This is a genomic window from Psychrobacter sp. CX90, assembly GCF_057396305.2.
The window spans coordinates 1,388,655-1,408,576 of the sequence record NZ_CM182008.1; the positions used below are offsets into that span (position 1 = coordinate 1,388,655).

Annotated in this window: 14 protein-coding genes; 9 read left to right on the forward strand and 5 right to left on the reverse strand. The window is 37.9% G+C overall.

Translation table 11 applies throughout. The features are described from left to right. Window positions 1-63: 63 nt before the first annotated feature. The 6 genes from AC2SLN_RS05470 to AC2SLN_RS05495 all read left to right on the forward strand — a co-directional run bounded on the left by AC2SLN_RS05470 (window position 64) and on the right by AC2SLN_RS05495 (window position 9,669). Complete coding sequence (locus tag AC2SLN_RS05470; RefSeq protein WP_486548580.1) at window positions 64-738, forward strand: glycosyltransferase family 2 protein; 675 nt, start codon at window positions 64-66, stop codon at window positions 736-738. Window positions 739-1,899: 1,161 nt separating this feature from the next. Continuing rightward, complete coding sequence (locus AC2SLN_RS05475) at window positions 1,900-2,715, forward strand: 3-hydroxybutyrate dehydrogenase (protein WP_486548548.1); 816 nt, start codon at window positions 1,900-1,902, stop codon at window positions 2,713-2,715. A 456-nt stretch (window positions 2,716-3,171) separates the two neighbouring features. Next, the gene (gene phbB / locus AC2SLN_RS05480) at window positions 3,172-3,951 is read left to right on the forward strand and encodes an acetoacetyl-CoA reductase (protein WP_486548549.1); all 780 of its coding nucleotides are present in this window, start codon (window positions 3,172-3,174) and stop codon (window positions 3,949-3,951) included. A gap of 70 nt (window positions 3,952-4,021) precedes the next feature. Further along, window positions 4,022-4,639: a phasin family protein gene (locus AC2SLN_RS05485; RefSeq protein WP_486548550.1), complete on the forward strand. Its 618-nt coding sequence runs from the start codon at window positions 4,022-4,024 to the stop codon at window positions 4,637-4,639. A gap of 196 nt (window positions 4,640-4,835) precedes the next feature. Beyond that, window positions 4,836-7,016 carry a class I poly(R)-hydroxyalkanoic acid synthase gene (gene phaC / locus AC2SLN_RS05490; protein WP_486548551.1) on the forward strand — a complete coding sequence of 727 codons (2,181 nt, stop codon included), beginning with the start codon at window positions 4,836-4,838 and terminating at the stop codon, window positions 7,014-7,016. A gap of 52 nt (window positions 7,017-7,068) precedes the next feature. Further along, window positions 7,069-9,669, forward strand: a complete 2,601-nt coding sequence (locus tag AC2SLN_RS05495; protein WP_486548552.1) for a DUF3141 domain-containing protein — start codon at window positions 7,069-7,071, stop codon at window positions 9,667-9,669. 205 nt (window positions 9,670-9,874) lie between these two features. Here AC2SLN_RS05495 and AC2SLN_RS05500 read toward each other — a convergent pair whose 3' ends face one another. From AC2SLN_RS05500 to AC2SLN_RS05520, 5 genes are all read right to left on the reverse strand, one after another. Then, entirely contained in the window at window positions 9,875-11,962 is a 2,088-nt protein-coding gene (locus tag AC2SLN_RS05500) for a catalase (protein ID WP_486548553.1), read from the reverse strand. Between the two features lie 300 nt (window positions 11,963-12,262). After that, a complete protein-coding gene (locus tag AC2SLN_RS05505; protein ID WP_486548554.1) occupies window positions 12,263-12,766 on the reverse strand; it encodes a YsnF/AvaK domain-containing protein in 504 nt (167 codons plus the stop codon). A 385-nt stretch (window positions 12,767-13,151) separates the two neighbouring features. Next, entirely contained in the window at window positions 13,152-14,000 is an 849-nt protein-coding gene (locus tag AC2SLN_RS05510; RefSeq protein ID WP_486548555.1) for a DUF2382 domain-containing protein, read from the reverse strand. 717 nt (window positions 14,001-14,717) lie between these two features. Next, window positions 14,718-15,839, reverse strand: a complete 1,122-nt coding sequence (locus AC2SLN_RS05515; protein ID WP_486548556.1) for a DNA topoisomerase IB — start codon at window positions 15,837-15,839, stop codon at window positions 14,718-14,720. 136 nt (window positions 15,840-15,975) lie between these two features. After that, window positions 15,976-16,281: a hypothetical protein gene (locus AC2SLN_RS05520; RefSeq protein ID WP_486548557.1), complete on the reverse strand. Its 306-nt coding sequence runs from the start codon at window positions 16,279-16,281 to the stop codon at window positions 15,976-15,978. A 585-nt stretch (window positions 16,282-16,866) separates the two neighbouring features. Between AC2SLN_RS05520 and trhP the strand changes: the two genes are divergently transcribed. The 3 genes from trhP (at window position 16,867) to AC2SLN_RS05535 (ending at window position 19,541) form a co-directional block, all read left to right on the forward strand. Then, window positions 16,867-18,336, forward strand: coding sequence for a prephenate-dependent tRNA uridine(34) hydroxylase TrhP (gene trhP / locus AC2SLN_RS05525; protein WP_486548558.1), 1,470 nt, complete (start codon window positions 16,867-16,869; stop codon window positions 18,334-18,336). Window positions 18,337-18,349: 13 nt separating this feature from the next. After that, on the forward strand, window positions 18,350-19,141 hold the full coding sequence (locus tag AC2SLN_RS05530) for a YdcF family protein (RefSeq protein ID WP_486548559.1): 792 nt from the start codon (window positions 18,350-18,352) through the stop codon (window positions 19,139-19,141). A gap of 142 nt (window positions 19,142-19,283) precedes the next feature. Continuing rightward, window positions 19,284-19,541 carry a YfhL family 4Fe-4S dicluster ferredoxin gene (locus AC2SLN_RS05535; RefSeq protein ID WP_486548560.1) on the forward strand — a complete coding sequence of 86 codons (258 nt, stop codon included), beginning with the start codon at window positions 19,284-19,286 and terminating at the stop codon, window positions 19,539-19,541. Window positions 19,542-19,922: the final 381 nt, after the last annotated feature.

The window sequence follows — 19,922 nt, forward strand, 5'->3', positions numbered from 1 at the left end:
TTAAATTATGAGCCAATTATGGATAAGTTTGAAAGCGCTAAGCCAGTCTCTATAAAACCCACTATAAAAATTGGTATTGTCATCCCTGCGCACAATGAGGAGCAGACCATTAGCGATTGCTTAGCATCGGTGCAGACCGCCATTGAGCAATTACCCACGACTATTGACGCCTACCCGCTTATGGTACTTGATAGCTGTACCGATGACACCATGGCCTTAGTCAAGAGCGCCGGTGTTGATTATATCTGCTGTGAATATCGCAATCTGGGGCAAGTACGAGACTTAGGCATTCGCCATGCTATCTTAAAAGGTGCCTCATGGCTGGCCTGCACAGATGCCGACTCCGTAGTGCCTTCAGACTGGTTAATGCAACAAATTAACCATATTACTCGCCATAATGCTGATATGATTTGCGGCGTAGTCAGTATAGATAACTGGGCACACTTATCTGCTCAAACGAAGAAAGACTACATTGCTCATTACCAAGACTGTATGGGTCATCGCCATATTCACGGCGCGAATCTGAGCTTTTGCAGTGAGGCCTATCTGGCAGTTGGCGGCTTTGCACCCCTACCTTGTCATGAGGATGTGGATTTGGTTAAAAGGTTTGAGGCTGACGGCTATAATATTATTTGGAGCAATCAAGTCCGTGTCATTACTAGCAGTCGATTGCAAGCTCGAGCAACAGAGGGCTTTGCGAACTTTTTAGTCAATTTAGAGAAAAATAATTTAAAGTAAGGTGTTTTGAATAGGTCAGATACTTTACGTAGTATAGTTCTATACTTTAAAGCTTATAATGCGCACTAATGTCTAAAAAGAAATCTCAAGTACCCACTAATCAATCTTTCGATAACGCTATAAAAAGAAACGTTACTAGTATTTTAGGTGGTCAATCTCCTGAGCAAGCTTTATCTATCAATTCAGAGTGCTCTTTATTAAATCACAGTGATAAAAATAAGTTTAAGTCACCATTATGAGATAGCATTTTTAAGATATAAGACTGGTTGTTATCTTTGTCATTCTAATAATATAATTTTGAGCTCACTTTGCAGCGTACAGCAATTGGTGTTTTGCTATAAAACACCTTACCTTCGCCAACTACACAGATATCTGTGAGCGTACCCCCGTTATCAATATTTACGAGCATTATCGTTTCACTCCCTTGATGATTGTCGTTATATTTGGTTGATTAAATCCGTATTCCCAACCAGTTGCATCCCTAAATAGCAAAGATATATAAATATCTAAGCTGTCAATATTTAACTCAATAAATACTGATATATAAATTAAAGACCATTCGAATATAACAAGATTTACGGGATAGTGAACTACACCCAAGGGTAATAATGAGGAATAAAACGGGTAGTCATTTGGGTAGTTTGGATAAATAATACCCAACTAGATAGATGGTTGCTATGAGATAGACTTATGTCGTAAAACTTGGTTGTCATAAATAAAGTCGTATATGATCCATATCGACATTACCTTGATATCAACACTTAACCTTCTTATATGAAAGCTAATATTACCTTTAGATTCATCGGTATAAACAATAAAGATTTAGCTGAACGTATGGATTATTTCAATGGATTAAGGAATGAGGGTTATTCCCATAGTACGGTTTTTATTGCAAATCAGCCTAGTCAGATATTACGATAGTTATTGCTTATCATTATTGCTTATTATTATCATTCATCATTTAGCATCCTACCGCTTATATTATCTTTAATTAGCATTTTTCTACCATAAAACCGTCATCTAGTAGTGCTACTATTTAAAAAGTAAACCCTATTTATCACTTTATAAATTAATCCAATTATCTACTCATATATGGTATACCTGACTCTATCCTAATAGATGTGACAGACCCCTTTTATAAATAATTACAAGGAGCAATCAATGACTGAACATAGTAATAATCAAGCGATAAAACAAGACCTAACGGGTAAAGTTGCTTTAGTAACAGGCGCAGCTAGCGGCATTGGTAATAACATTGCCACGACTTATGCTAAAGCTGGCGCTACTGTCGGTATTGCAGATATAAATTTAGATGCCGCACAAAAAGCGGTGGACGATATTGAGAGTTTCGGCGGAAAGGCTCTGGCAATTGAAATGGATGTAACCAGTGAAAAAGCAGTAAATGAGGGTGTTCAAAAATTGGTTGATGAGTTTGGCGGTGTAGATATCCTAGTATCTAATGCTGGTATTCAGATTATTAACCGGGTTGATGAAATGCCATTTGATAGCTGGAAAAAAATGCTGGCTATTCATCTAGATGGTGCTTTCTTAACGACCAAAGCTTGTCTACAGCATATGTACAAGAATGATAAAGGAGGTACTGTTATTTATATGGGATCTGTTCATTCCCATGAAGCATCTGTGTTTAAAGCACCCTATGTAACTGCCAAACACGGTTTACTTGGCCTATGCCGTGTCGTCGCTAAAGAAGGAGCTGATCATAATGTTCGATCACATGTGATCTGTCCAGGATTTGTAAAAACACCCTTAGTAGAAAAGCAAATTCCCGAGCAAGCCGCTGAAAAGAATATTACAGAGGAGCAAGTGGTAAATGACATTATGCTAAAAAACACAGTCGATAAAGAGTTTACTACGGTTGATGATATTGCTCAGCTTGCCCTATTTTTAGCAGCATTCCCGACAAATGTTTTTACTGGCCAATCTATTGTCGCCAGTCATGGTTGGTTCATGAATTAATTATCAGATCTCATCTTACTCTGTTTAAAATGAATGACTTAGAGATAAACGATTGAATTTTAATTTTTCCAAAAAAAAGACCAAACCTATTAAAAAACTTAAATTGTAATAAAACCAGTTGCTTAACAAAATCTATACAAAAGTCGCTATGCGTTTGTAAACTTTTGTTCGTACTGTCATATTCAAGGGATAAAATATACGTGTAAAGCGATTTTTTATTTTATAGGGTAATCAAGTTTAAAGTAAGGTTTTAATCCATAGCCTATAGCTAACTTATTTAAAGAAAGTGATTTTAAAAAGAGTCATATTGTTCATTAAAGTTTAAACGTTGCCTAAGTTAAACCTGACATTTTCAACGTCACTCACTGATGATAATTGGCAAATATACGCCTTCTATAAATCATTTACACTTAGTTACCCTTCTATTCATATGTATGTTCTTAAATAGAGGTCTCTATGTCAGATACAGGGTCACAAATAAACTCTAATGCTGTAGATAAGAAGGTTGCCATGGTCACAGGTGCGTTAGGTGGTATTGGCACTGCTATTTGCGAAAAACTAATCGCCAGAAACTATTTCATTATCGCTACCTTAAGCAAGGACGATCCCGAGCGTATAAAAAAATGGTGTGATGACAATGGTTTTGATCCAAAAAATTTCGAATTTTTGCCTGTCGATTTAAGTGAGCACGAAAAGGCTATTTCAGCCATTCAACAAACGATTGATAAGTACGAGAGTGTATATGCTCTCATAAATGGAGCCGGTATTACCCGTGATAGTAGCTTCAAAAAGATGACTTTTGAACAGTGGAAGCAAGTCATTGATACTAATTTGACGTCTTTATATACGGTTATACATCCTGTTTTCTTAAAAATGTTAGAACAAAAAACAGGGCGGATCGTTAATATCAGTTCGATAAATGGCCTCAGAGGTCAGTATGGTCAAACAAACTATTCAGCCGCCAAGGCAGGAATTATTGGATTCACTAAAGCTCTTGCATATGAAGGGGCTACCTCATCCATTACTGCAAATGTTGTTGCTCCTGGCTACACTGTGACGCCCATGGTAGAAAGTGTACCAGAACATATCATGGATAAAATCAAAGAAACTATTCCAATGAATCGGCTGGCTAGTGCTAAAGAAATTGCTGCCGCATGTATGTATTTAATCAGTGAAGATGCCATATTTGTCACTGGAGAAACCATATCAGTCAATGGTGGTCAATATATGTCTTAAATTTTAATGGTCTTATAACAATACTTGTGTTCGTCTAGTGTACGTTTAAATTAACAAATGGAGAAATAAGATGTCATTTTCTAATCAGCAAGACTATATCAATCAATTAAACGACAATGCTCAAAAAATGTTTGAGCCTTGGACTAAGCTCAATAAAGCTTTTTTGAAAAATGCAGAACAGATGACAGAATTCTCACTTAATACCATGCGTTCTTACTCGGAAATAGGCTTAGATAACTTACGTCAAGTTGCAGAAATTGACTCTCCTGAGTCTGCGAAAGAATTTAGTAATAAACAAGCAGAAATGCTAAATGGTATCAGTCAACAAATGCTTGCTGATGCACAGCGTCTTACTGAACTTGGCAAATCTATGCAAGAAGAAGTCGTACAAGTTATGACTGAAGTATATGGTGATACCAATGAGAAAATGCAGGCCAATATGCAAAAAACGGCAGACCAAGCGGCGAAAACAGCTAAAGAATTTACTGAAAATATGAGTAAGATGGCCGAAAAAGCCACTGAGCAAGCAACGGACGCCGTTAAGAAAGCGGCTGAAACTGCCAATAGCACTACCGCTAATACTGCCAGTACAGATAAGACGGATGCCAGTACAACTAAACCAACCTCAGCTGCAGCATCTACTCAAACCTCAACCACTAAAGCTGCTGCGACTAAACCAAAGGCATAACCTTGATACAGTTTAAAGCTGTTTAGTAGTTGCAGTGTTTTAGAAACGTAGGTAGGGTGGGATGGCGTCAGTTCTCCCACCTTATTTTTTAACGTTAAAGGGTCTATTAAAGATTTATTAATGACCTTTAATAAATTGTCAGAACGAACTCATTCGTTTGAACTTTGTGCAAATCATTTGAAACATGGGTGTCAACATGTCTAACAATCAATCCGATAATCAGCAGGATATGACTACCGATCGCCAAACCAATCAATCCGATAATCATAAACAGTCAGGCAAACAATACGACGAGCAGTCAAGCAACAAACATAACTCAACTGACCCATTTGGGTTAAATGACTTTAGTCATTATTACCTAAAACAGTTGAACCATTTCAGTGAGCTTAACCAATCGCTTTTTTTAGACCCCAAAAAATCTATCAACCCTGTTGAAACCAATATGAAGATTTGGCGAGAGTCGATTGACTTTTTTAGCCAATTTTTAACGCCTACCGGTGCTAAATCTGAAAACGCTCACAACTCTGATAACTCTGACAGCTCTGACAAATCTAGCTATTCAACTACCAAGCCTTCAAATCACCAAGACGCCAATCAATTTTTAGATGACGTGATTGAAAGTTTAAATGAATTAAGTCAACGATTTTTAAACGAAACCCTAAAGCGATTAAATAATAAAAGTGATACCACCCAATCCATATTTTTTGATGTGTTGGATGAATGGCAACATTTTTCTTCTACACTCTTAGACAAAAGCCCTATTTCCCTTCTTGAGCAGCAAACCAACCTTTGGCAAGATCAAATTAAACTGTATCAAAACACTTTAATGAACATAGCCGGTACTAAAACACAGCCGATTATTACCCCTGAGAAAGGAGACAAACGCTTTACAGATGAGGACTGGTCCAATAACCCTCTATTCGATTATCTGAAACAAAGTTATCTATTAACCGTCAACAGCATGATGCATACCATTGATAGTGCTGAAGGTATCGATGATAAAACCAAGCAACGTTTGTGCTTTTTTACCCGTCAATGGCTCAATGCGATTGCACCCAGTAATTTCTTATGGAGTAATCCAGAAATACTAAGGCTCACTAAAGAAACTGGCGGTAAAAATCTAATAGATGGGTTAAAGCAACTCGCAGAAGATATGGAAAAGAGCGCGCACATGCTCAATATTCGAATGACCGATGGCAGCGCCTTTGAGATTGGTAAAAATATAGCAACGACTCCCGGTAAAGTGGTATTTCGTAACCGTATGATGGAATTAATACAATACAGTCCTACCACTGACAAGGTAAATAAACGTCCTTTAGTAATCGTGCCGCCGTGGATAAACAAATTTTATATCATGGATTTAAAAGAGAAAAACTCATACATCCGCTGGGCGTTAGATCAAGGTCATAGTGTATTTATTCTCTCATGGATTAATCCAAATAAGTCGTATAAAGACGTCGGTATGGACACATATATGCATGAAGGCTTACTCACAGCCTTAGACGTCGTAAAAGAAATAACTGGCGAACCCGATGCAAATATTATCGGCTACTGCATTGGCGGCATATTGCTTACGCTAACCTTATCTTGGCTGACAGAAAAAAATCAAGCAGATCGTATTGCCAGTGCTACCTTTTGGACAACGATGTTTGATTTTAGTGATCCTGGTGATCTTGGCGTCTTTATTGATGAGCGCATTGTCAGCGCACTTGAGCAAGAAGGCAAAAGTAAAGGGGTGTTTGATGGACGCATGATGGGGGTTGCGTTTAGTCTATTGCGAGAAAATAGTCTGTATTGGAACTATTACATTCAAAACTATCTAAAAGGCGAGCGCCCTACTCCGTTTGACCTATTATATTGGAACTCTGACTGTACCAATGTTACCGCTGCACTACATAGCTTTATACTGCGTGAGCTATATCTTGAAAATAAATTAATCCAGAAAGGTCAGCTAGACTTTGACGGTGTCAAGGTTGATTTGTCAAAAGTAACGACCCCTATCTATGTGGTTGCTACCCTTCAAGACCATATTGTCAAATGGAAAAGCAGCTACGAGTCCACACAGGTATTTGGTGGCGATGTTACTTTTGTACTTGGCGAGTCTGGACATGTCGCCGGTATCATCAATCCCCCAACCGGTAAATACGGTTTTTATACGCATGATGAATTTGACGCAAACCCAGATGAGTGGTTTGAAAAAACCGAAAAGCATCATAATAGCTGGTGGCTGCATTGGGGAGACTGGATTAAAAAATATAGTGCAGGTAACGTCGATAAAAGAGAGCCAGGCCAAGACTACCAAGGCAATAAATGGCAAGTGCTTTGTTATGCTCCGGGTAACTATGTCAAGATCAGAGCAGACGAGGCACTATCATAGTTGATCAAAATAGTTCAAAAATAATAACCCGTAAATACATCTGGAGCACCACATGACTCAAACTATAAAAAAAAATATCGAAAATCCGGACAAAGCCGAGATTTGGCTAAATAAAAATAACCCGCATCGTACCTCAACAGGCTCGTTACCAAACCTGCAAGACATGACAAACAATCGCTTTCACAAAACTCAAAGCCTACTTGAAGAGTATACCCGTCAAAACCGCTATAAAACGGAAAGCACAGAGCTTTTACTTGAGGTAACATCAAGTCATCAACAGCAAAATCATGAACAGATTCAAAATAATATTAAGACACTAAATCAAGATGCTGACAACATTAAGAAGAGTTTAGCTAAAATCGATACTGCCTATAGCTTATGGCAACAATGGCTAAGTTATAGTACGGATAGTAGCAAACGCCTTCTACAAACCGCAGAGGTACTAAAAGAGCGTGGCGATATATTTATTGAGCATGAACGTGCCGGTTGTCCACCCGTTTTAGACTATGATTATGACATCATAATGGATGCCAGTACCTTTGATCGTCCAAGTAATTATGTCTTGCTAAAGATTAAACCACCTGAAGGGATTGAAATTGATGACCGTAATCGCCCCTATATCATCATTGACCCGAGGGCAGGTCATGGGGCTGGTATCGGAGGCTTTAAACCAGAAAGCCAAGTTGGTGTTGCCCTAAAAAATGGTCGTCCTGTCTATTTTGTTGCCTTTAAGCGCCTTCCTGAGCCATCACAAACCATTGCCGATGTTACTTATGCAGAAGCAAGATTTGTCCGAGAGGTTGAAAAAAGACACCCTGATGCAGGGGCTCCCGTCATTGTTGGGAACTGTCAAGGCGGATGGGCTGCCCTTATATTAGCCGCCACTAATAGTGATATCACAGGTCCAATAGTCATGAATGGTGCGCCTGTCGCGGCGTGGAGTGGCGAGGTAGGTGTCAACCCCATGCGCTATAAAGCAGGGGTTAATGGCGGTACTTGGCTGTCTATGATGAGTGCCGATATGTCCAATGGTTTATTTGACGGTGCTTGGCTAGTTAATAACTTCGAACAAATGAACCCGTATAGAAATTATATTGGTAAATATTATGATTTATATAAAAATCCAATGGGAAATCGTCAACGCTTCCTAGATTTTGAACGTTGGTGGGGCGGCTTCTTCTTAATGAATGAAGCTGAAATACGCTGGATCGTTGAAAATATCTTTATCGGCAATCGTCTTGCGCGTAATACAGGTCAGCTTGAAAACGGCGTCAATATTGACCTGCGTAATGTGAAAGCCCCTATTCTCGTCTTTGCCTCTTATGGAGATGATATTACCCCGCCCCCACAAGCTTTGGCTTGGATTTTAGATGCCTATACAGATGAAAAAGAGATTGAAGTCTGCGGTCAACGTATCATCTATATGATTCATGACCAAGTGGGTCATTTAGGCATATTTGTCAGCTCAAAAATTGCCAAACGTGAGCACAAAGGTATTGCGTCAATTATGGATACCATCGAAGTATTGCCGCCTGGTCTCTATGAAATGGAAATTGAAAATATTGAAGGCGAAGGTGCTGAAAAAACATTCTCCGTTGATTTAGCTCGCCGTACCTTCGATGATTTAAATAAGGCAATTGGTAAATGTCGTACTGATGAAAAGATCTTTCGAGCTGTTCACCGCTCCTCAAAAGCGCAAACACGACTCTATGAGCAGACGTTGCGCCCACTCATACAAGGCATGAGCAATGAAACCTCTGCCCAAATTCTACGTGCCATGCATCCATTGAGACTGCAAAGAAGCATCTGGACCAGCAAAAACCCACTAGCGATGGCAGCCAGTTCATTGAGTAAAGTCGTATCCAATATAGATCCAAATAACAGTGCTTCACATACGAATAATGCTGACCAAATAGCTGATCATTCTTGCGATACTAACCCAACTCAACCTCATTCAACTCAAACTCATTCAGCATCTGAACAAGAATCGCAGGAAGGAACCAACTCTTTTGCAAATTATGGCAATGTCAAACTTCCAGCCGTCGAGCCCATCGAGCAAGATAACCTTTTCTTGCAGGTTGAGAAACTGTTTATGGACAGTCTTAGCATGAGCTTAGACTATTGGGGTAAAATGCAAGGCATGATGACCGAAAGTATGTTTTATGGCGTATGGTCAATGCCTTGGATGCGTGAATATGGCAATAAAGAAGGGTCACGCCGATTAATAGATAAAAACGCCTTGAGAGACTTACCAAAAGTGGAGGAAGTACTTAGTAAAGTTGCTGAAGGTGGCTACATCGAAGCAGTTATCCGCCTACTTATTTTATGTAATATTGTGGCCGATAATAATATAGATCGCAACCAATTGCTGCGCTTAACAGAAGTACTCACTGAACAAGACCCTTTTAAGGATTTGTTAAGTTCTGAGATATCTAATAAAATACAAAACCAGACGCTTATTGTACGATTTGCTGAAGATCAATCTATTTCAGCACTCAAAACACTACTAAAAACCCAGCCAAAGCGTATTGAAGCCCTTAAACTAGTTCTCTATGTCATTGGCGACGGCGAAGATAATCTAAATCCAGACACCTTAGCCATGTTAAATCGCATTAAAGAGGCTCTGAGCTTAAAAGATACCGACATCAATTAAATATAGTGAGTCAAGATTGGTAAAAGTTTCAATTAGCATAAAGATTAAAAAAGGTCATACTAAAATACATTTAGTATGACCTTTTAAGCTAAACAATAAACAGTTAAGAAAAAGCTATAGTATTTGAATTTAGGATGCCGGAACAATTAAACAAACAAATCTTAATTAATCAGACATCCAAAATTAGTAATAACAAATTTACAAATTAAGCCAAGTCACGAACCTTTGGCTCACGTTCCCATAAACGAGTTTTGGCATTTTCAATAAATGCATCTAACTCATCTAAAGGCGTTACAAATTCATCCTTTTCAACAGGAAGTTTACTTAAGATAAACTCTTCAGTCGCTGGGCAATATGCAATTGCCTTGCAATGGTTAAATGCATCGTTAAACCAATCTAAGGTTGAACTGTCTTGAGCAAGCTTCTTAGCCACATCAGGCATTATGATACTAACTACCGCATCAAATAGAACTGATGGCGCACCAGCGATACGTTCATCGCTTTGGACACGAGTACCATCATCAAGTAATGCCTCTTTGCTAGGCGCTACAATTTTAACACTACCACCCGCCGCCTTAACGGCATTCTCAAACTTCTCTACCGTCTCACGGCTCGAACCTTCCCCAATTAAAATACCGACTTGACGGCCTTTTAAAGTTTTAGGGCTAAGACCAATGGTTTGAACGGCGGGAGAATTTGGCATATCAATAATTGGCGCTCTTGGCTCTGGTGCTTCAGGTAGCTCCATGCCTAGAGCATTCGCCACACGATTTGCTAAATCTTTATCGATATTAATCAAATGGCCTAATGTACGAGTACGCACATGAGCAGTATCCACTTTACCTAATTCAAAAGCAAAAGCTGAAGCTATATGCGCTTGCTCTGCAGGCGTTTGGCTACGGTAGAACATACGTGGCTGGCTATAGTGATCGGCAAAGCTTTCAGCACGGACACGACCTTTAACCCCATCATCTAACTGTTCAGCAAATGACTTGAAACCTTCATCAAAGTTAGCACGAGGCTTACTTGGATCTAAGCTCTGTGGTTCATACATAACGCGGCCTTTTGGTACCTGCATTTGCATATGACCATCTTGCTGCATATTGGCAAACGGACATTTAGGCGCATTAATAGGAATTTGAGCAAAGTTGGGTGAACCAAGACGAGATAACTGAGTGTCTAAATAGCTAAATAAACGACCTTGCAATAGTGGATCATTACTAAAATCAATACCTGGTGGGATATGCGATGGACAGAATGCCACTTGCTCAGTTTCAGCAAAGAAGTTGTCAGGATAACGGTTTAATACCATTTTACCAACCGTCTTAACCGGTACTAATTCCTCAGGAATAAGCTTAGTTGCATCTAAATGGTCAAATGGGAATTCATTGGCTTCTTCTTCGGTAAATAACTGGACACCAAACTCCCATTCAGGATAATCACCCATTTCGATCGATTCAAATAAATCACGGCGATTATAATCAGGATCAGCGCCTGAAATCTTAACGGCTTCATCCCATGTCAGTGACTGCACACCTAGGACTGGCTTCCAATGGAACCGTACAAATGTACTTTTACCTTCTTTATTAAGTAGGCGGTAAGTATGAATACCGAAACCTTCCATCATGCGTAAGCTACGCGGAATAGCACGATCACTCATTAGCCACATGACGTTATGTAATGTTTCTGGGCTTAGCGATACAAAGTCCCAAAAAGTATCATGTGCTGATGCTGCTTGTGGGAAACCCCGATCAGGCTCAGGTTTTACCGCATGAATTAAGTCTGGGAATTTAATGGCATCTTGAATAAAGAAAACGGGCATGTTGTTACCAACAATATCCCAGTTACCTTCTTCAGTATAGATCTTAACAGCGAAACCACGAACATCACGCGGCGTATCTTTTGAGCCTTTATTACCCGCTACTGTTGAAAAACGGGTAAATAAAGGGGTTTGCTTACCTGTTTCAGTCAATATTTTTGCAGTAGTATATTCTTCTAAAGACTCAGTTAATTCAAAATAACCATGGGCACCAGTACCACGCGCATGAACAATACGCTCAGGAATACGTTCATGGTCAAAATGATTAATTTTTTCTCGTAATACAAAATCTTCTAATAAAGAAGGACCACGAGGTCCTGCTTTTAGTGAATTTTGATTATCTGAAATGACCACACCTTGTTGAGTGGTAAGATTTGGCGCATCATTTCCTGCTTGAAATTGAGGTTCGCCGCCATTACCCACTTTTGGGTTCATATTTTTTGCTGGGTCATTATGATCGATAGTATCTTTCATTATCATGTCCTTGCTAATTAAATGCTAGTTGAATTTTAATAAATATTATTCTGATATTATCTAACTAAGCGTACCCGTATTAAAGGTAATAATGCTGGACGCTTACTTTAATATATTAAACGAATCAAATATTAAAACTGTTTTATTAGGTTATAAATATAAGTAAAAAAGTACGTCACTCTTATTATTGCTCCATAAAATTTACCATATATAACTTGTGATAAGTGCAAATGTAAATAATAAGCGTGTTAGATTAATTGATGAACAATTATTTAAATTACGTTATAGCATTTATGTTAATTACCTTTTAACCTCGTCATCTTTTAAAGCATTATTCTCAGTAACGTCTAACTCTTCATATTTAAGGTCAATACTAATGGTCTCCTTATGAGTATGGACGCTCTTTGAAATTGCAACGTCTTCAACTGCATACGTTTGCTTTTGCACGGTAGCCGTTTCGCGACTCAAAACAATTTCAATTGGACCATTATCAAAAGACACAGTGCTACCATTAATCGTCAGCTGGGGTTTAACAGATAGCATTGGTTCTAAATAAGTTATTATATCGTTGTTATCGCCACTCTTATCTAAATAGTTTTTAACGTCTTGATCTTGATATTTAGCGTCGATAATTAGGACTTCCTCAGTCAGTTCAACTGGGACATTGACGGTCTTTGTTCTTAGTTGCTTACTCACAATAACTCTTGATGTCGGATGCTGGTCCTTACTAACGATAGCCCTTTCTTCTAATAACTCAATTTTTCCTGAACTATTGTCATTAAGGATGTTATTGTCCTCTTTCATAGTCTATATCCTTATTACTATTAAATAGTATAGATTAATGCAGTACTGTAACATTAGTAGCGCTGTAAATTATTAATGCTGTAAATTAGTAATGCTCTCTAAAGATTTATATATATTTATCATAATAATTTCACGAAAAAAGCCAGAGAAAACTCTGGCTCCTGATATAAGAAAAGCAGATAATAAATAACTTCTTCTAGATAACTGATTCTAAATAACTGACTAATAAATGACTTATTATTACACCACTTATTATTTATTATTAAATAACTTTTTATTAGATAACTTTATTAAATAACTTTGGTGTCAACCAGATAAATAAGCTCACATTAGCAACCAGTCATTAAATTACTAGTTGTTAAATTACCAGTCATTAAATTAAAAGTTATCTACCACGTACTGCGCGTACATCGTCAGCAGTAATCCCTTCTGGATTTATTACTTGACCTTCACGGTTAATAATATTGCCATCGCCATCAACATCTAACTCTTCGCGTTTGATAGTCTCATGAACGGTTTCGGTATGGACTTCAGTAGTCTTACCTACGCGCACTTCTTCAGTAACATAAGTCTCTTTACCAACACGCGCTCTTTCCGCTTCTAGCTCAACTTCAATCGTGTCAGCACCTAGGTCGTCACCAATTTTACGGTCAACACGGCGGTCAACATTGGTACGTTCAATATGAGCATGCTCTTCTTCAAGCTCAACATCAACTTTGCGATCTTCAGTAACCACATGCTTCCCTACACTTACTAACCCGGCGACTATACGGTCTTTATTAACAGTTAAGCGCTCTTCAAGTAATTCAAGTGTTGAAGGGGCTTTGTAAAAATCGTCATTAACCTGTAAACGCTGATTCTCAGGAAGAGTTTCAGAAGCAAATAAAGCACGATCTTTATCATATTGCTCATCAAAAGTGTACCTGTAATCGTTGTCATACTCTTCCATTGCATCGACTTGATCTTTAGTTAAGCTATCAAAATAGATATCGTCGCCCACAATACGAGCCAAACCTGCAGGTATCAACACTTGTTTGGTATTGAACCAACCTCCTACGTCCACAATCAAATAACGAATTAGACCAGAAACGCTTTCTACTAATGCGCCCTCTACCTTACCAACTTTTTCATTACCTGTTGCAAAGGCAGTTTTTCCAGTTGGATCATAGTAATCGTCACCAATAAGCTCACGTTGGGTATCTTGAATGTCTTTTAAACGAATTAAATCACTCATAATTTTTCCTTATTATTAATCGGGTTAGATATTTTTATTTTAATAAATGAAACGAATGTAATATCAAGTCTGTGCCTCAAAATCGACATCCGCCGTTATGAACTATGGTGCCTCAAATTTGCTGAAGTGAGACATAAGTCAATTAAACTATCTGAATGTTATTAAATATAAATATCAGATGTTATTGAGCTACAAGTTTAAAGAGACGACTAAATTTTAGATTTAAACAAATAAAAGTTATCGTCGTATCGCTAAAACTTCATAGCCAATATGTCTAACAACTTGATATATACAGTAGCAAGCCTAAATAAATAATCGTATAGTTACTCGGTATCAAAATGTCAACTCGGGTAATCTTACGTTATCAGATGTAAGCAAATTCCAGTAATATCCTGATATTGTTACTTATCGCAACTTAGTAATATTTGCATACATTTGTCGATAATTCAGAAGTCTTTAAATAGCGATATTAGGTCAATTACTTAGGACAACTAGAATATTGTCCTTAAGTTCATGAGAACTGAATTAAATATACAGACAATATATAAGCGGCATTAAGCAGAAATTTGCTAAATACACTATCTATGAATGCGACTTATGAATGCAATCAAAATCTAAATTAGCGGTTGCTATCTAAATTAGCGGTTGCTTATGTAAAGCTTAATTTTTGAGGCGCAAAATATTTATTATAAATAACTCATTTGACCAAAGTGTTGCTTATTGATTTTTAAGGAACATAAGCAACGCCTTTTCTTCAACCTGTTGGTAGCGCCGAGTACGGCCCCGTCTACCCTGCTTATATAGAGTCATAAACTGACCATTTAAAAAGTGTTCAATAATCTTAGGATGTATGTAGGATGCCCGACAAACTGAAGGGGTATTACCAAGTTGTTGGGCGACATACTTAACCATATCAACGATACACTGCTCACGCATCTGCTTATTTTCAGCGCTGTTTGCGTCGCAATTTTTAGTGCTATCATCTGAGTTTTCGAATAAGTACTTAGCGGCAAGGACTGATGCCATCCAAGTCCTAAAGTCTTTAGCACTATATTCCATGTCCGTGTGCGCTCTTAAGTAGTCATTAATATCCTGACTTTCAACCAATTGTTTATGACCATTGTTGTCTATATATTTAAATATTCGATAACCTGGCAATTCAGAACATGCACGAACAATGTCGACTATACGTTTATCCTGAAATTCCACATGGTGCTCTTTAGCGCTTTTACCGACAAAATCGAAAGCAAGACCCTCTTCCGTTTGACTAACGTGCCGACTGCGTAATGTGCTCAAGCCATAACTTTTGTTATCCTTAGCATAACGACTATTGCCAATCCTAATTAGTGTTGTTTCGAGCAATTTGATGACAGCGGCAATCACGTTAGCTCGGCTAAGCTCCTTCGAGCTTAAATCTTTTTCTACTTGTTCTCTCAGAGCAGGTAGAACTTCACCAAATCCTATTACTGAATCGTATTTGGCTTGATCGCGAACCTTGTTCCATCGCTCATGATATAGATACTGCTTACGTCCTCTTTCATCTCTTCCAGTACACTGTAGATGCCCATCAATATATTGACATATCCAAACATCAGACCACATAGGGGGTATGACAAGTGCCTTAAAACGATGACGTAACTTTTTACTTTTTACAGTTTTCCCTTCAGGGTCTTTATATGAAAACCCCTTACCCCACTTAACTCTGCTATAGCCTGGCTCTTCATCACTTACATAGCGTAGGTTGGCATCTTTTGCTAATGCCTCATAATCGTGCCTTGCTATCTTTTTGACAGGGTTGTTTTTTAGAGCGCTATTTTTTGAGCGATTATGCTTATTCATAATTTTTTCCAATCACATTATGAAAAACAAAGTTAGTAAATAGGTATGGTTTTCATATATAAATAACATAGAGAGACTGCCTAAGTAGGCTTATTACTTACTTAGGCAGTCAGTCAATATAGCTGCTTTAAATGTCTTACTTATTCGACTCTTTGCTTAAATCAAAAGCACTCAGTTCATCAACTCTTTTACCTGCTGGTGGTAAATCTTTATTAGCACGAGGATCGACATAAACGTCATCTGTCTCTTGTGAGTCTTGTTGAGGCCCATCTATATCTGGCTTATATTTTCGGTCGTCAGGAGACTGCTCACTTGCTTCTTTATTATTGCCTGATCTATCTACAGAAGGCACATCGTCAATATCATGCTCTTTAAAGTTAACATCGTCACGACGATTTAGAATTTTCTCATCTTTATTATTTAATGACTGATTATTAGGCATATGTAACCCCTTAATTACTGGTTGATTATAATAGTTGATTTTAATAACTGTTAGAATGTGTCATTTAGAACTTCTAATTAAACTAATATTAAAAATGTCTTGCTATTAGATTAAATGTTATTGATAAAAAATGTTCAACATTAAAGTAGTAGGATTATGTGAAATTATGTTATAGCTCTCCAGAATTGACTATTGAGATGTCTATTTTTTTGTAAATTTTACTTTTACATAATATTTATTTTTACATAGTAGTTAAATCTACTAGTTTTAGAATGGCTTACAGCTTCAAATTAACAGAATCCATCCTCTTCTATAAAATAGTTAGTTAAAGGGTGGCTGTGTTCAAAACAGCCACTGCTTATACGTTACTTAACTTACGACATGAAGAACCTTGATATTACGAAGAACCAAAAAATCTGCATCAAAATAAATCCGACTAATTTCGTTGGGTTTATTTCATGACTGGGTAACTTCCTTTATAATAGCCGTATTTATAGACAGCTACGCTTAGCAGCCAACTTTTAATACATTAAGTTGCAACCTTTTAAATCTTTAATTTAGTCTAAATAATAGGCAGACACGTTCATGAGTCAACCCAAACCTTCATCATCTTCAATCCATGTACCTGAGTTATTGTGCCCAGCTGGTACTTTTAGAAATATGCAGTATGCTTTTGCTTACGGTGCAGATGCTGTATATGCAGGACAAGCCCGCTATAGTTTAAGAGTGCGCAATAATGATTTTGATGAAGATAATTTACGCCGTGGTATTGAATACGCACACCGCTTAGGTAAAAAGTTTTATGTGGTGGTTAACATCCAAGCCCATAACGCCAAACTTAAAACCTTTATTGAAGATATTCGTCCTGTGGTCGAAATGAATCCAGATGCCCTTATTATGTCTGACGCTGGCATGATTATGATGGTGCGTGAGGCTTTTCCTGATGTTGAGATTCATTTATCAGTCCAAGCCAACGCCGTCAACTGGGCGACGGTCAAATTCTGGCACCAAATGGGTGTTAGCCGAGTTATTTTATCTCGTGAATTGTCTATTAAAGAGATTGGTCAAATCATTGAAGAAGTACCAGAGATGCAAATTGAAGTATTCGTACATGGCGCATTATGTATGGCATATTCAGGACGATGCTTGCTATCCGGTTATATTAATAAACGTGATGCCAACCAAGGTACTTGCACCAATGCTTGCCGATGGAAATACACTACCTATAAAGCGGAAGAAAATGAAGCGGGTGATATTGTTCCTATCAAAGCGCCTGAAACCTTTGATCCGAAGTCGCTTGAAAACCAGCTCGATAATCAAAATGAATCCTCAAATGATACAAAAATCGACACGGTTAACTTAAATGGCGATGAAGTCATGGGCGATAACTACGTTCAAGCTCCCAGCGATGAAGTCGTGTTATTAGAAGAAGCCAGCCGTCCTGGTGAACTGATGGCCATGTATGAAGATGAGCATGGTACTTACATCATGAACTCTAAAGATTTACGAGCAGTAGAGTTGGTACCTGAATTAACCAAACTTGGCGTCCATTCACTTAAAATCGAGGGCCGTACCAAATCACATTATTATGTGGCTCGTACCGCTCAAGTATATCGTCAAGCCATCGATGATGCCGTTGCCGGTAAACCTTTTGATGAGTCTTTAATTAGTGCGTTAGATGGCCTTGCAAACCGTGGTTATACCGAAGGTTTTTTACGTCGTCATGTGCATAGTGACTACCAGAATTATGAGTACGGCTCATCAAAAACTGATCATCAACAATTTGTTGCCGAAGTGATGGACATTACTGATGGCAAACTTTTACTGGAAATCAAAAACAAAGTAGAGGTGGGCGATACCGTTGAAATCATGACCCCAGTGGGAAATTTGACCTATGAATTAGAGCAAATGTGGGATAAAAAAGGTAACCCAATTGAAGCGGCTCTTGGTTCTGGTTGGTTTGCATTAATAAACAACCCATTTAAAGACATTGATGATGATATGCTGAAGCTTGCCTTAATTATGAAAAATGTTAAAAAACCGATCTTCACATAACCCACCTTAACTTATGATCAAGATACTGACATTATGTCGTCTTACATTGGCAGTTGTCGGTTTCATACTGATTGTTGACTGCGTGATATTAATATCCGGTGGCAGTATTAATTTCGGAACAGTTGCTCCCTTTTTGATCGGTGTGGCTTTTGTCGCCCATGGCTTATTATGGCAAAGAGTGCGTCAGCTGTTTTCAAGTAATGACTGGCTTAACTGGATTTGGTACGGGTCTTGGACTGTTTTTGTCCTATGGTTTATCAGTTTTATAATTTTTGCTTTCTCACTGCAACAACAGATTAAGCAATCACAGCATGTAATCCCTAACGTTGACGCTATTATGGTATTAGGTGCTGGCACTAAAGATAATAAACCTTCGCCCCTTCTTGCTATGCGTTTAGATACCGCAGTGTCAGTCATAAAAAACCAGCCAAAAGCATTGGTAATTACCAGTGGTGGTAAAGGTTTTGAGGATCACTTGAGCTCAGGGCAAATAATGGCAAATTACTTACATAAAGCTCATAATATACCCCTATCTAAAGTGGTCGTTGAAGGGAATAGCACCAGCACTGAAGAAAATTTTTCTTTCAGCGTCCCCTTATTAAATAATCACAGCATTAGCTTATGTGACCCTATTGCCATAGTCACTAGCGACTTTCATATCATTCGTTCTAAAGCCATTGCCAAACATCAAGGCTTTGAACAACCGGTTATGGTAGCCAGCCCCACTCCTCTATCCATAAGATATAATGCGTGGTTTAGAGAGTATTTTGCATTTGTAAGCGGCTGGCTGTTACATGAGTATTAGGGCGCATCCTCATTGACAGTAATTGATATGTTATGGGTCTTCAATAACAGCAAAATTTGGGTCACTATCTCGAGCCCAATTGTTTTAGACCATTATTATTTTAAGCCTCCTACTCCTATAAAGAAGTAATAAGAAGGATAACATGGCATTAAAAATTACCTCAGACTGCATCAATTGTGACATCTGTGAACCCGAGTGTCCAAATGATGCTATTAGTTATGATCAAAAGGGACAAAAAACCTATGTCATCGATCCAGACTTATGTACCGAGTGCATCGGTTTTTATGATGAACCTACTTGTGACAAAGTATGCCCGATTGACTGCATTATTAAGGATGAGGACCGGGTTGAAAATGAAGAGGATTTAATGGCTAAGTACAAAAAGATTTGGGGTAAATAAACTCAGTGAATGGCAATTTATCATTGATGTATAGGATATCAGTAAATCCAACATTCTTTGCTTATTTAAACGTTTAGTAACCATTGTAGCTGGGATTATTAACCCTATTTACAAATGCAACTTAACATCTATATTTTGTTTTTTATACAATTAAATAATCTTTATGTATTTAATCATATGCCTTCTAGCTTATTTAGATAATTTTGAAGTATTTTATCAATCAATACTCTTTTAATATAGCACTCAAAATCTCTGCAAAACTAACATTGTCTACAACTAATACTTAAAGTTATATTATGTATAACTATTTATTATGCATTGTCTGATATCCCCAACAAAATGGAACTTTAAGTATCGGTTAAATGTGAGTACGATTGACCT

Excerpts from the sequence above, each read along its gene's own strand:
- phaC (WP_486548551.1), top strand. The coding sequence starts at position 4,836 with ATGTCTAACAATCAATCCGATAATCAGCAGGATATGACTACCGATCGC.
- AC2SLN_RS05520 (WP_486548557.1), bottom strand. The coding sequence starts at position 16,281 with ATGCCTAATAATCAGTCATTAAATAATAAAGATGAGAAAATTCTAAAT.
- AC2SLN_RS05485 (WP_486548550.1), top strand. The coding sequence starts at position 4,022 with ATGTCATTTTCTAATCAGCAAGACTATATCAATCAATTAAACGACAAT.
- AC2SLN_RS05510 (WP_486548555.1), bottom strand. The coding sequence starts at position 14,000 with ATGAGTGATTTAATTCGTTTAAAAGACATTCAAGATACCCAACGTGAG.
- phbB (WP_486548549.1), top strand. The coding sequence starts at position 3,172 with ATGTCAGATACAGGGTCACAAATAAACTCTAATGCTGTAGATAAGAAG.
- AC2SLN_RS05515 (WP_486548556.1), bottom strand. The coding sequence starts at position 15,839 with ATGAATAAGCATAATCGCTCAAAAAATAGCGCTCTAAAAAACAACCCT.
- AC2SLN_RS05475 (WP_486548548.1), top strand. The coding sequence starts at position 1,900 with ATGACTGAACATAGTAATAATCAAGCGATAAAACAAGACCTAACGGGT.
- AC2SLN_RS05505 (WP_486548554.1), bottom strand. The coding sequence starts at position 12,766 with ATGAAAGAGGACAATAACATCCTTAATGACAATAGTTCAGGAAAAATT.
- trhP (WP_486548558.1), top strand. The coding sequence starts at position 16,867 with ATGAGTCAACCCAAACCTTCATCATCTTCAATCCATGTACCTGAGTTA.
- AC2SLN_RS05530 (WP_486548559.1), top strand. The coding sequence starts at position 18,350 with ATGATCAAGATACTGACATTATGTCGTCTTACATTGGCAGTTGTCGGT.
- AC2SLN_RS05535 (WP_486548560.1), top strand. The coding sequence starts at position 19,284 with ATGGCATTAAAAATTACCTCAGACTGCATCAATTGTGACATCTGTGAA.
- AC2SLN_RS05500 (WP_486548553.1), bottom strand. The coding sequence starts at position 11,962 with ATGAAAGATACTATCGATCATAATGACCCAGCAAAAAATATGAACCCA.
- AC2SLN_RS05495 (WP_486548552.1), top strand. The coding sequence starts at position 7,069 with ATGACTCAAACTATAAAAAAAAATATCGAAAATCCGGACAAAGCCGAG.